General features: G+C 45.3%; 13 protein-coding genes. 9 read left to right on the forward strand and 4 right to left on the reverse strand.

Translation table 11 applies throughout. The features are described from left to right. Nucleotides 1-71: 71 nt before the first annotated feature. A complete protein-coding gene (locus MHO32_RS20815) occupies nt 72-974 on the reverse strand; it encodes a LysR family transcriptional regulator (RefSeq protein ID WP_239213725.1) in 903 nt (300 codons plus the stop codon). A 108-nt stretch (nt 975-1,082) separates the two neighbouring features. On the opposite strand from MHO32_RS20815, the gene MHO32_RS20820 reads away from it, so the two are divergent. Genes MHO32_RS20820 through MHO32_RS20830 form a run of 3 tightly spaced genes read left to right on the forward strand, consistent with a single transcriptional unit; the run spans nt 1,083 to nt 3,868 of the window. Beyond that, nucleotides 1,083-1,946, forward strand: coding sequence for an MBL fold metallo-hydrolase (locus tag MHO32_RS20820; protein WP_239213735.1), 864 nt, complete (start codon nt 1,083-1,085; stop codon nt 1,944-1,946). A 13-nt stretch (nt 1,947-1,959) separates the two neighbouring features. Further along, nucleotides 1,960-2,667, forward strand: a complete 708-nt coding sequence (locus tag MHO32_RS20825; protein ID WP_239213737.1) for a glutathione S-transferase N-terminal domain-containing protein — start codon at nt 1,960-1,962, stop codon at nt 2,665-2,667. Nucleotides 2,668-2,671: 4 nt separating this feature from the next. Further along, nucleotides 2,672-3,868 (forward strand): multidrug effflux MFS transporter, encoded by a 1,197-nt coding sequence (locus MHO32_RS20830; RefSeq protein ID WP_239213747.1) that lies wholly within the window; start codon nt 2,672-2,674, stop codon nt 3,866-3,868. Nucleotides 3,869-3,884: 16 nt separating this feature from the next. Here the strand turns inward: MHO32_RS20830 and MHO32_RS20835 are convergent, their stop codons facing one another. Continuing rightward, on the reverse strand, nt 3,885-4,136 hold the full coding sequence (locus MHO32_RS20835) for a DUF6482 family protein (protein ID WP_239213749.1): 252 nt from the start codon (nt 4,134-4,136) through the stop codon (nt 3,885-3,887). A 59-nt stretch (nt 4,137-4,195) separates the two neighbouring features. Beyond that, nucleotides 4,196-4,789, reverse strand: coding sequence for a TetR/AcrR family transcriptional regulator (locus MHO32_RS20840; protein ID WP_239213751.1), 594 nt, complete (start codon nt 4,787-4,789; stop codon nt 4,196-4,198). A gap of 114 nt (nt 4,790-4,903) precedes the next feature. Here MHO32_RS20840 and MHO32_RS20845 point away from each other — a divergent pair, with 114 nt between their 5' ends. From MHO32_RS20845 to MHO32_RS20865, 5 genes are all read left to right on the forward strand, one after another. After that, the gene (locus MHO32_RS20845) at nt 4,904-5,794 is read left to right on the forward strand and encodes a DMT family transporter (RefSeq protein WP_239213753.1); all 891 of its coding nucleotides are present in this window, start codon (nt 4,904-4,906) and stop codon (nt 5,792-5,794) included. 8 nt (nt 5,795-5,802) lie between these two features. Further along, nucleotides 5,803-6,198 carry a tRNA (N6-threonylcarbamoyladenosine(37)-N6)-methyltransferase TrmO gene (tsaA, locus tag MHO32_RS20850; RefSeq protein ID WP_239213765.1) on the forward strand — a complete coding sequence of 132 codons (396 nt, stop codon included), beginning with the start codon at nt 5,803-5,805 and terminating at the stop codon, nt 6,196-6,198. A gap of 342 nt (nt 6,199-6,540) precedes the next feature. Beyond that, entirely contained in the window at nt 6,541-8,112 is a 1,572-nt protein-coding gene (locus MHO32_RS20855; RefSeq protein ID WP_239213791.1) for an ABC-F family ATP-binding cassette domain-containing protein, read from the forward strand. A 162-nt stretch (nt 8,113-8,274) separates the two neighbouring features. Continuing rightward, on the forward strand, nt 8,275-10,431 hold the full coding sequence (locus MHO32_RS20860) for a prolyl oligopeptidase family serine peptidase (protein ID WP_239213794.1): 2,157 nt from the start codon (nt 8,275-8,277) through the stop codon (nt 10,429-10,431). A 326-nt stretch (nt 10,432-10,757) separates the two neighbouring features. Then, a complete protein-coding gene (locus MHO32_RS20865) occupies nt 10,758-11,876 on the forward strand; it encodes an OmpP1/FadL family transporter (protein ID WP_009697082.1) in 1,119 nt (372 codons plus the stop codon). A gap of 50 nt (nt 11,877-11,926) precedes the next feature. Here the strand turns inward: MHO32_RS20865 and speG are convergent, their stop codons facing one another. Further along, nucleotides 11,927-12,457 (reverse strand): spermidine N1-acetyltransferase, encoded by a 531-nt coding sequence (gene speG, locus MHO32_RS20870; protein WP_005452602.1) that lies wholly within the window; start codon nt 12,455-12,457, stop codon nt 11,927-11,929. A gap of 271 nt (nt 12,458-12,728) precedes the next feature. Here speG and MHO32_RS20875 point away from each other — a divergent pair, with 271 nt between their 5' ends. Continuing rightward, a complete protein-coding gene (locus tag MHO32_RS20875) occupies nt 12,729-12,881 on the forward strand; it encodes a hypothetical protein (RefSeq protein WP_005452601.1) in 153 nt (50 codons plus the stop codon). The last annotated feature ends 223 nt before the right edge of the window (nt 12,882-13,104 follow it).

Here is a 13,104-nt window from a genome sequence, read left to right on the forward strand (position 1 = left end):
CCAATAGCATAGTACGCCTTTAACAAAAAATGTGTTGATAAGATCCCGAAATCGCTCAAAGTTTTGGCAAATTACGCTTGTTGCAAATGTTTTGGAAACCATGCTTTTAAGTGATTTAAGAACAAAGATAAACGGTAGGGCACATGCTTACGTGTAGGATACATTCCATAAATATTAACCAGCGGGAATTCAGCAACGCCTTTGATTTCAACAAGAGTATTTTGTTTTAGTTCTTTGTGCACAAACAAACTCGGCATCATAGAGATTCCCATGCCATCTACCATGGCGGCGATTAGAGTATGGGTATCGGAAATGACTGCCGCCCATGGTTGGCGATAGGTGATGCTCTTACCTTCTACCTGCAGCACCCAGTTATCACCGTAACGCGAGCGCCCCATGTGTAAGCAATCATGCTGCTCTAACTCTTTGTAGTGATTTGGCTGCCCGTGTTCAAGGATATAGCTTGGTGCTGCGTACAATCCAAAGCTAGAACTGCCTAGTTTCGTTGCAATATAGGAAGAATCCTGTAAGTCATATGAGAGACGGATAGTTAGGTCAATCTCTTCTTCAATCAGGTTTACGTGGCTATTGGACAACACCAAATCAAAGCGGATGTGCTGATAGGTTTGGCGAAACGCCTTAATCGCTTTCATCAGAAAAGGTCCCATTGCATCTGGGGCTGAAAGTCTGATTAATCCGGTTGGATTCAGTTGGTGGGCGCTAGTTAAAGAGTCTTCTAACTGCTCTATGTTTTCGAGAATCGCACGTGACCCCTCGTAATAGGCTCTGCCTCCTGGGGTCAGTTGCATGCTCCGAGTTGTGCGATTAAGAATTACAAACCCTAACTCGCCTTCCATGGCTGCAATATGTCGCCCGACAATCGCGGGTGTGACACCTAATGCTTTTGCTGCTTTTGCGAAACTGCCTTTCTCTACCACGGTGCAGAGCAGTTGCATGTTTTTGTATTTGTCCATTCGATACTTTTGGTATGTTATGAAGTTACTTTTTACTCAATTGTTTCATTAAAGTATACAAATTATCTTTAACAACACCAAACACAAGTAAGACAAAAGGTGTGTCCTATGAAGATGATTTACCAAGCTATGATTGGCGGGCTTTTGATGAGCTCAACGGTAGCGGCTGAAGCGGTGCAATTTGACCCAACCAAACCAGTGATGATTGAGTTGAAAGATGGTGTTTATCAATACTCGCAGTATTTCTATAACAGCTTAGTTGTTATAACGCCTGAAGGGGTGATTGTGACGGACCCGTCCGGTGAAGCGCGATCCAAGCAAATGATGCAAGAAATTAGCAAGCTAACCAAGCAACCAGTCAAAAAGGTGATTTATTCACACGACCATTTTGACCACTCTCGCGGCGGTCAGATCTTTAAAGAGCAGGGAGCAGAGTTCATCTCTCAAGAAAAGTGTGTTGAGCTTTTAAGTCGAGACTTAGAGAACCGCGTTGTTCAACCAGATCAAACATATGATGACACCATGAGCGTGAGTTTAGGTGGCAAACAAGTCGATTTGCATTACTACGGTCCTAATGATGGGGATTGCATGAGCATCATTCATATGCCGAAAGACAAAGTCCTACTCGCCGTTGATTGGCATTTGCCGGGTATGGTTAATGAACCACACCGTTTGAATACGCATAACTACGTCAGCATTGTGAATACCTTTGAACGTGCGCGGAATGAATTAGCATTTGACACTGTCATTAGTGGTCACATGCCTGTCTCATCAGCCGAAGCATTTGAAGAAGATTATCAATTTAACAAAGCGTTGTTTGATGCCGTTTGGAGTGGTTTGCAAGCTGGTAAGACTCCAGAAGAACTCAAGCATTCAGTGAAGCTACCAGAGTTCGAACATTGGGTAGGCTATGAACAAAACCTTCCTGCTCATGTAGAGCGTATGGCTTATTCCATCTGGCATGGTAACTAGGAGGGACAGGAAAATGATGACATTACATACGTTTGATAGCTGTCCTTACTGTACGCGAGTTAAAGCATTAATTGGGTTGAAGAATCTGGATGTTAAGGTCACAACATTCCCATTGGGAGAGCTCGAACCATCCGTCGCAGCGAAACTAGAAAAGTTTACCGTTCCTATTTTGCAGCTCACTTCTGCTGCGGAAAAGCAAACAGAGCTTATGACGGAGAGTCTCGATATTTTTGCTTTTTTGGACCAACTTCCTAGTTCCCTTAACGTCGAGCCTTATTTTAGTCGCTATACACTATCGACCATCGTTCAGGATATGTTGGATGATTTGAAGCCATATACTGCCAAGCTGTGTTATCCGCGCATGCCATTGCTTGGGCTCCCTGAACTCAGCACGGAGTCGGCAATGGCATTATTTGTTCACTCTAGAGAAGAGTATTTAGGTGCTTCTTTAGCTGAGTTGCTGAGCAAGACCGAAGATTGCTTACCTCAACTTGAGGGCGCACTGCTCAAGATGGTGCCTGAGGTTGATATGATGTCTGTTGTAAACACAACACGAGATCTGACGATTGATGACATCGCGCTGTTTTCGGAGCTGAGAAATCTAACCATGATCGGTGAGCTTTCGATACCTCAGATAATGCGCGATTATTTAGAGATCATTTCACAGCGAACTCAAGTGGCACTCTTTGCTCCAGTTTATGCTGATGGCACGGTGAGGTAGGGGCATGGAGAAGGCAGGTAATAGGCTTTTGCCACTGATTGTTGTTTTCGCTTTAGTACCACTTGGACCTCTTGCTATTGACGTGTACTTGCCGTCCATTCCTCAGATGATGGATGTGTTTGGTGCTAGCGATGGTGATATGCGCCAAACCATCTCTATCTATATTCTTGCTCTGGGGGTGAGCCAGTTATTAGCTGGACCAATCTCAGACCGATTTGGTCGTCGGTTTTCGGCTGTGCTTGGTACGTTGGTTTACGCGATGGGCAGTATTCTTGCGTCATTGTCACCGAATATGGAAGTACTATATATCGCGAGAGGAATGCAGGGCATTGGGGCTTCCTTTACCATGATCACTGCTATGGCGTGGGTACGAGACAATTACCAAGGAAATGATGCTGGAAGGCTGTTGAGCTACATCGGCGGTGTTACTAGTGCGATTCCAACCATCGCGCCATTGATTGGTAGTGGTTTAGCCATGGCTTGGGGATGGGCTGGTGGCTTCTATATGATGGCAGGGTTGGCACTGTTACTTATGGTGTTAGCGACCGTCGGATTTGACAGCCCAAAGCCAGTTAAGGTGTCGGTTGATATCGAGAACACGGTGGCATTGCGTTGCAATATCAAAGACATTCTAAGTAATAAGAACTTCCAGGTGTTTGCATTGGCTAACCTGCTGAGTTTTGGCGGGCTTTTAACTTATGTCTCTGTCGCTCCAGTAGTGGCAATGCAGCAAGGAGGTTTAAGCCAAGTCGAGTTCTCTATGATGTTTGGCTTGATTGGCGGTTCTCAAATTCTATTTAGTGTGATTGCACCTAAAGTGATGAACAGGTTGGGACGTATTGATACGGTATTAACCGGCACGATCATGGTTGCAATGGCAGGAATAGGCTTGGTATTAATGTCCGAAGGTGAAGTTGGTGGATTTTTCCTGATGGCAGGAATGGCGAGCGGCGGATTTAGCTTGTTGGCTGGCGCAGCAACTTCGATGGCGTTGGAACCATTTCAGTATTGTGCTGGTTTAGCTTCTTCCATTGATGGCTTTTTGAGAATGATGGGAGGTGCAGTCCTCGTCGCTATAGCGAGCGCGTTGAATGTGGATGGCACAACTGCGCTGGCAATAGTGTATATGATGTCACTGTTGGCAACCATGGTCTTGATAGTGAGGAAGCGCCAAATCGCTGTAGGCAAAGCTCAGGTCTGATAGCTAAGAGCTGGTGTTAATACCAGTTCAATTCAATCTCTAATGGCATGTCACAGCGTATTCTTTCCCCACACATCTCATCGGATGCGTTGAGGTGGACCAGTTTGGCTGAGGAGTATCCTTCTCCTCGAAAGTGGTCTCTTGCCTCACAGAGGCTGGCGAACGTGAGTGGGCTCTTGTGCTCGTTCAAGATCAACGATCTTGTTTGGTTTTCTACGTTGTAAGCGAGGTAGATACCACCCTCAACCGATTCAATCAAAAGATTCATAGCCGTTTCCCATTAGTGTTTTCACTCTTTGGCTATTACGGCGAGCGATGGATTTTAGTTCACTTCTGATGCTCGATCGCTGCCAACAAAAACTCAGTCACTTCTTGCACGTGCTCCTTAATCTCAGCTTGCGTTGGCTTTTCCATTCCCATTAAAACGCTAGAGCGGATCGACAGTAGCATACCTGTCCAGAGGCGAATCTGTGTTTCTGGTTCCTTAATATCGAAACGATCTTGGAAGAACTGAGTGAGTTTAGCATCGGTATCGTCCGGACCGACTTCGCGGAAGATCCTCGTGATCTCAGGCGCTTTGGCGCTTTCTGCAATCAACAAGCGGAAGGTCGCCAAGTGCTCATCAGAAAGGTGGAAAGAAACAAAGTGTTCACCAAATGAGTTCAGCGCTACTCGCAGATCATCCTTTTGTAGGTGAGTAACGAAACCACCATCCATGTTTTCACCTATCTGGCGCAATGTTGCTTCAAATAGCGCTGCTTTAGATGGGAAGTAGCGATACACGGTTTGCTTTGTCATACCTGCTTGGGCAGAGATTTTATCCATGTTCGCTAATACATATCCCTCGGACAAAAAGTTCTCTTTCGCGGCTTCCAAAATAGCTCGGCGTTTCTTCTCTCGGTTTTGCTCGATCTTGCTCATGCTCAGATTCTCTTGATTTGACAATCATACTATACGGTATGATTTTTGTTGACACAACTCTGAAATTAGAAAATCATACTGGCAAGTATGATTTATTTCTTGAGGAGAAAGACGATGACAACGGCATTTATGAACAATCTAAACGCCAAAGGGGCTCGCTTTGCCGGGGTGATGATTACCTTGGTTGGTGCACTGCTGATGAGCCTAGACCCAATTTTTATTCGCTTCTCGGGCGTGAGTGGTGTGGATACCGCATTTCTATTTGGCTTGTTTACCGCAATTTCGATGCCAATATTTATCCAACTTCGCGATGAGCGCGGTCTGGTTCGAGCGGTGAAAGAGAGCGGCTGGCATGTATTGTTGTCTGGCTTATTGATGCTCGGCAGTGCTGCTGGTTTGGTGATGAGTATTAAGCTCACCACGGTTGCCAATACCTTTGTGATTCTGAGTGCAGCACCAGCTTTGGCTGCATTGTTTAGCTGGTGGTTTTTGGGTGAAGTGACCCAGCGTTCGACGTGGATTGCGATTGTTGCTGTGATGGTAGGTATTGCGATTGTGGTCTCTGGTTCTTTTAAATCGGGAAACTGGATTGGCGATGGCTTAGCAGTGTTTGCTGTGGTGTGTTTGTCGCTCAACCAGGTGCAATTGCGTAAGCATCAGCACGTAAGCCGCATGGCAAGCGTTGGTTTTGGTGGGCTGTTCTTAGCGATGGCAATGCTGTTTTGGGCAACGCCTTCAACTTACAGCGCGAACACTTGGCTGATTATGGGCTTGATGGGGCTGTTTACTGCGCCGTTTGGGCGTGTGCTTTCACAAGTTGCGACTCGTTACATCACTGCACCTGAAGTTGGCATGATTCTGATGATTGAAACCGTGCTAGCACCACTTTGGGCATTACTCTTCTTTGATGAAATTCCTGCAATGGTAAGCATTCTTGGTGGTTCAATCATCTTGGTCACTATTACCATTTACGCTTTTTCAGCGATGAAGTCAGAACAAAAATAGAGGTTGATATGAACACAATTCAAACCCCACAACTTGAGTTTATTGGGCAAATTCGTACGCCATATACTGAGGTTTCTCAGTGCCCAAATAACATTCAGCCACAAGATGGACCTGTGTGTGAAATTCAACTTAAATCTCAGTATTACCAAGGGCTTGTAGGACTTGAAGTTGGACAGAAAATACTGGTTCTGTATTGGCTTTCTGGTGCGAACCGCCAACCTGAAATGATGCAAGGAAAGAAGGGCACATTTGCGTTACGTTCTCCGCACAGACCAAACCCTATTGGCGCGGCGGTAATACCGATTGAGTCTATCGACGAGGGAGTAATTAAAGTGCGTGGGTTGGACTGCTTAGATGGCACGCCTTTGGTTGATATCAAACCTGCGATTTACTTTGAAGCATAGTCCTAGGTTTGTGCCCTTGTAAGCTAGGGCACCCAAACGAGCTCTCGGTCTGAAAGCGGCTTGTGACAGAAGTCGCTTGCTTTTTATACAAGAAAACCTTTAGACTTTGCCCATCACTTCTTTAGGAGATTACGCCAACATGAACAACTAAACCTGTCATCCAACTCTCATTTTATTTTTTGGATTTACAGGGTTAGTAGGCGTAGCTCACTTTCCGATATTTCTTTGCAGTTACCATTTTTCTGTTTGAAGCGCTTCTATGGGCGCGTGTATTTGCATCGATCTCATCTCTAGATTTATCTCAAGCTACGGCTGTTGTCCCTGTCATACAGGAGGCAAATTATGCCAGTCTTACAGGCTTACAATATCAGTTATCAATTTGGTAATGGCGAAACGCTGTTTCAGCAAATCTCATGTTCAATGACTAAACGTCGTGTTGGGTTAGTTGGACGCAACGGTGTCGGAAAATCGGTGTTTGCATCGATACTCAGCGGTGAGCAAACCTCAACCAGCGGTACAGTAACCTTACCAAGGTCCTTTGCGGTGTATCGCCAGCAACCATCTCACTTGTTGGGGGGCGATCTTTCGATTGCCCAGTTTTTAGCAAAGGACAAAGTGCTAAGCGCGCTCAAGCAGATCGAAATGGGCGATTGCTCTGAGCATTTGTTTGAGGTGGTGGGCGAACAATGGGATTTGCCTATCCAACTTGCTAAGCAGTTAGAAACCATGGGTTTGCCATCACAGCCAGACTTCCCTTGCTCGCAATTGAGTGGCGGACAGTTAGCACGTTTGCAACTGTGGCAGTTGTTCGACAGCGAAGTGGAATTGCTGATCCTTGATGAACCGTCGAACCATCTTGATACACATGCCAAGCAGTGGTTGATTCATTCGATGCGCAGTTTCTCAGGCGCGATTCTGCTCATCAGTCATGACAGAGAATTACTTCGCGAGATGGAGGAAATCTGGGAACTGTCCGGACTAGGCTTGCAAGTGTTTGGTGGTAATTACGACGTGTATGCCGAGCAAAAGCGCACCGAACTACAAGCGGTGGAACGCCAGTTAGCCAGTGTCGATAAACAAAAAAAGCAATTAGAAGAACAAGCTCAGCGCAATCGGGAGAAAGCAGAGCAACGAGCGGCTCAAGGTAATAAGCTAAGAAAGGATGGCAGTCAGCCGAAAATCTTACTGGATGCAATGAAAAACAAAGCTACAGCCCGAGCTGCCAGTCGTAATAAAAACGAGCAACTTCGCCAAGCGCATCTGCAAGAGAAAGAGCAAAGTTTGCGAGTGCGTAAAGAGCAAATCAAAGGGCAAAAACTGTATTTGGCAGACAGTCAAAACCGTTCACGAAAAGTTGTGTCGCTTTTAGAAGGCATGTTGCCATTTGGGTCGGCTCAACCCATCACTGCGCAAGTTCATGCGGATGATAAATTGCATTTATTGGGCAAAAACGGATGCGGTAAATCGACCTTACTGAAAACCCTCTTGGGGGAGTTCTCACTGCAAAGTGGTGAGCTACAAATCAATACGCCGCTTTATTATCTCGACCAACACTTTGGTGCGATACAGCCTGAACTCTCCATGTTGGAAAACCTGATGCAACATTGTGAGGGGATGAAAGAGAGCGATGCCAGAACATTACTCGCAGGCATTGGTTTTCGCCGAGACAGTGTATTTCGTTTGGGCAGTGTATTGAGTGGCGGCGAGAAAATGAAGCTTGCGATGCTGATTGTCAGTCATCAACCAACGCAGCCTTTGTTGCTCTTGGATGAGCCAGATAATCACCTCGACTTGGACTCGAAAATCATGCTTGCTCAGGCACTAAGCGCGTATCGAGGCGGCTTTATTCTTATCAGTCACGACCAAGATTTTGCCGCGGAGTCGGGTGTGTCTCGAAGCATTGAACTGAGTTAATGCAAGTCGGTCTATAAACCGAGGTTTGTCTATCTCACGGAGGCAAAGTGAGTCACTTTGTCTCCGTGGATTCACAGCTTTATTCAGACGATTAGAATCATTTCTCTAATATAGGTAAGATGCTTGGTGCATTACATAAAACAAAAACAGAAAAGGAAGTCTATGAAAAAGAAAACCTTAGCACTGGTGACCGCGTTTGCGATGACGGGCATATTGCCGAGTGCTTATGCCGAAGACTCAACAAAGGAGTTGGTTGAACACGTACACAAAATGGCGGTGAAGTACCCAACGACAAAGAAAGTCGATGTAGTGGACGAGTATTTTGGTACCAAAGTCAGTGACCCATATCGCTGGTTAGAGGACGACCGCAGTAAAGAAACGGCTGATTGGGTCAAAGCGCAGAACCAAGTCACGTTCGATTACTTGGCGCAAATTCCTTATCGTCACCAGATTGAAGAACGCTTAACTCAGTTGATGGATTACGAGAAGTTAGGGCGTCCATTCAAAGAAGGTAAATACACCTATTTCTACAAGAACGACGGTTTGCAAAACCAAGACGTGCTTTACCGCCAACTTGATGATGGCAAGCCTGAGGTTTTTCTCGATCCTAATACCTTTAGCGAAGATGGCACGACCTCGTTGGCGAACGTGAGCTTCACCAAAGATGGTTCTTTAGTCGCTTACAGCATTTCAGAAGGCGGTAGCGACTGGCGCAAAGTGATTGTGCTTGATGCCGAAACCAAAAAGCCTGTCGGTGAGACGCTAGTGGATATTAAGTTCAGCGGCGTAAACTGGCTGGGGAACAAAGGTTTCTACTACTCAAGTTACGACAAGCCAGAAGGCAGCGAGCTTTCGGCAAAAACCGACCAACACAAGCTTTACTATCACGAGCTAGGCACTAAGCAGAGTGAGGATAAGCTTATCTTCGGCGGTACAGAGGAAGAGAAGCACCGATACGTTCGTGGTTACACTTCGGACGACCAACGTTACCTGTTTATTTCGGCAAGTACTTCAACGTCTGGCAATAAGCTGTTCTTCAAAGATTTGACCAAGCCAGACAGTCCGCTGCAAACCATTTTGGATGACACCAATTCTGATACTTGGGTGATTGATAGCAAAGGCACCAAGCTGTATTTGGTCACCAACTTAGATGCACCAAATAAACGAGTGGTGACGGTGGATGCGAGCAACCCTGAGCCGAAGAATTGGAAAGATTTAATCCCTGAAACTGACAACGTGCTTAGCCCATCAACCGCGGGCGGTTATCTATTCGCAAGCTACATTGTTGATGCCCTTTCTATGGTCAAACAATACGACATGGACGGCAAGTTCATTCGTGAAATCAAGCTGCCAGACATCGGCAGTGCTTACGGCTTTTGGGGTAAGAAAGAAGACGCTGAAGTCTACTACTCTTTCACCAATTACAAGACACCAAGCACGACCTATCGTTTAGACATCAAAGACGGTGACAGCGAGGTTTACCACAAATCGAACGCGCCATTCGATCCGGCACAATTTGAATCTCGTCAGGTGTTCTACAAATCGAAAGACGGTACTAAGATTCCAATGATCATCACTTACAAGAAAGGCACGCCGATGGACGGCAGCGCACCAACAATCTTGTATGGTTACGGTGGTTTTAACATCAGTCTAAAGCCTTACTTTAGTCCAAGCCGAGCAGCATGGTTAGAAATGGGTGGTATCTACGCTGTCGCGAACATTCGGGGCGGTGGCGAGTACGGTAAAGAGTGGCACAATGCCGGCACCAAGTTAGAGAAGCAGAACTCATTTGATGACTTTATTGCCGGAGCGGAGTTCCTTATTGACCAAGACTACACCTCGTCAGACAAACTCGCGATTAACGGTGGATCTAATGGCGGCTTACTTGTTGGTGCGGTGATGACGCAACGCCCAGAGCTGTTCAAAGTGGCACTGCCAGCAGTGGGTGTATTGGATATGCTTCGCTACCACACCTTTACAGCAGGAGCTGGCTGGGCTTATGACTACGGTACAGCAGAGCAAAGTAAAGAGATGTTTGATTACCTCAAAGGATACTCGCCAGTTCATAACGTAAAAGCCGGCGTTAAATACCCGGCAACCATGGTGACAACGGGTGACCACGATGACCGAGTGGTGCCTGCGCACTCTTACAAATTTGCGGCTGAGCTACAGTCGAAACAAGCGGGTACAAACCCAACTTTGATTCGAATCGAAACCAATGCAGGTCACGGTGCAGGCACACCGACTAGTAAGGTTATCGAGAAAACCGCCGATGTTTACAGCTTTACGTTGTTCAATATGGGTGTTGAAAAGCTGTAAGTGAAAGGGCGAAATAAACAAAGGGCTTAAGCTCATTCACATTGGGATTAAAATGCAGTCTTCTGGCTGCGTTTTTTTGTTTCTCTCAGCCAAATAAAAATAAGGTTATAACGCATATAACCATAGGTGATAGAACTTCCTATTATGCTTCCACTTAGTTTTATACAACGTTGAATAGTCCGTCCTTACTTATCCAAAGTTTGTTTACTTACCTGTTCTTTGAAGGGGATTGGATGACGTATGTACACCCAAGTAACCTCATCCTTCGGGAGCGCACTACCTTGAAGTCACTTGGGTATCGTTAGCTTAAGTGGAATAAATATAATATGAAAAATCTTACCAAATTCGTTGTTGTGGGGTCCCTCCTTTCATGTGCAGCAGCTCAGGCTGGAGGCTTGTACTTGTACGAGACTTCTACCACAGATATTGGTTTAGCCTCTGCTGGTATGGCAGCGCGAGCGCATGATGCCTCAGTAATGGCGGCTAACCCCGCAGGTTTATCCAATGTAGCGGGTCAATCTTTCTCTGGTCATCTGATTAGCTTGTATGGTGATGCAACGCTAGACACCATCGATGGTGGAGATGCCGGTAATATCATAGGTTACGTGCCTCTTGGCTCAGCCTTCTATAGCCAACAGGTAAACGACAAGTGGACTTTAGGCATTGGTATGTATGGGAATTATGGTCTGGGATTGGAATATGACCAGCTTTTTAACCGTATCGATATTCCTAATGCCATCACTCAAGCCGTAACGGTTCAGCCTTCTGCTTCTTACCGTATCAACGAACAGTGGTCTGTGGGTGCTGCGCTTGGCATTCACTACGGGATTCTTGATATGGATGTAAAAGTGGACGGAACTTCGCTAGCCGGCGGTATTGAAGATACCGATGTCCAAGTGAATGGCCGTGTTGGCGCGCTTTATGAGCTGAACTCGGGCACACGTTTAGGTTTATCTTATTCTAGTGAAGCAGAATTCGACTTCGCAGATAAAGACCTGACAACCAGCGCAGTGTTACCTCAACAGGTAGTATTTAGTGCTTATCATGAGCTAAACGACAAACTTGCCCTTATGGGTAACTTGAATTGGCAAGATTGGAGCGCGTACGACACCTTGATGGGAGTGGAAACACAAGATACTTATCAAGTCGCGATTGGATCCCAATACAAGATCAACAGTAAGGTGACATGGAATGCGGGTTTTGCGTTTGATACGAGTATGTACGCAGATCAGTCAAACGGTGACCTTACGATTCCTGCTGGTAAATCTTATCGTTTAGGTACTGGTTTTGATTACAAGATTGATGAAGCAAGCTCGGTATCTGTAGCATTTGAAGCAATGCTAATTGATTCATCTGAAATCAAATTGGCGGGCATTCCCGTTGCGAACTTTGATGACCCAGCGTTGTATTTCCTAAGTGTCGGTTACAACTGGAAAAACCAATAAATCAGTTTAAAACAACGGTAAGCAGGTGTTCGCTTACCGTTGTTTTATTGTTATTGATTATTCTCGAGTTTTTCGCGGTATTGTTCTTGTAGAATGTACATGCGTTTTACGTCACGGTAGCTGCCGTTGATAAAGAACTCTTGCACCAAATGCCCCTCTTCAATAAAGCCGCACTTTTGATATAGGTGAACGGCTTTTTCGTTGTCTAAAGCAACCAAAAGATAGATTTTGTGCAGGTTAAGAATCGAGAACGAATAATCCAAAGCTCGATTGATTACCTCTTCCGCGTAGCCACGTCCTTGATGGTCTGGTGCGATGATGATTTGAAATTCTGCACTACGGTGAATGTAATTAATCTCTATTAACTCTACCAGACCAATTAATACACCATGTTCATCTTCTACGACAAAGCGGCGCTCAGCATCATCGTGAATGTGCTTGCGGTAAAGTTCCTCTAATTCATCATGGGATTCGTACGGCTCTTCAAACCAATACGTCATAATATTGCGGTTGTTGTTGAGGTCGTGAATAAAGCGCAGGTCTGAACGTTCTAAAGCACGAATAGTGAGACCATTTTTCATCGTTTATCTCCAGAGAGCAAAAGCATAATCAAAGGTAATTATGATTCCTCCATCTTAGCTCATTAGGGGGAAATCTCCCCTTTACTTCTCTGAGTTTAAGACGGTAAAAGCGATCTTCGTCATACCCTTACAATCCCTTTAAATATAAGGACTTTGGTAATAATAAAAGTTAATCATAACGACAAAAAACCTGATTAGTTTAAGGGTGCGATTTCAGATTAAATACCGCCAACGACTTAAGGTCATAATCTACATACACAAGGTATTAAATATGTTTTCAATCGGTGACGTAGTAGTAGCTACTAAAGGTATCGAGCTAGGCGAAATGGTTGTTACAGGTCTAAGCAGCGGCGGTTTTTACGCGCACGTTAAAGCTGGCGAAAAAACGCTAACTTACCCAGCTAAAGATCTTAAGAAAGCATAATTTAATTTGCTGACTTGCGAAAAAGGTAGCTCACGAGCTGCCTTTTTTTGTGCCTACAATTCCTTCCTAAATTCCTACTTTATTTCCCTCTGATTTATTTTTATTCAATTTTGATTCATTGTGGTTATACCCAAGTAACCTCGAGATGCTAGGTTCAGCGAGAATGACTTGGTTTGTAGACGCGGCGGCGATTTAAAGATCTAGTCATTCTAAATCAAGAATC

This window comes from Vibrio sp. MMH1-50 (assembly GCF_022347645.1).
In the GTDB taxonomy this organism is placed as follows: Bacteria; Pseudomonadota; Gammaproteobacteria; order Enterobacterales; family Vibrionaceae; genus Vibrio; species Vibrio harveyi.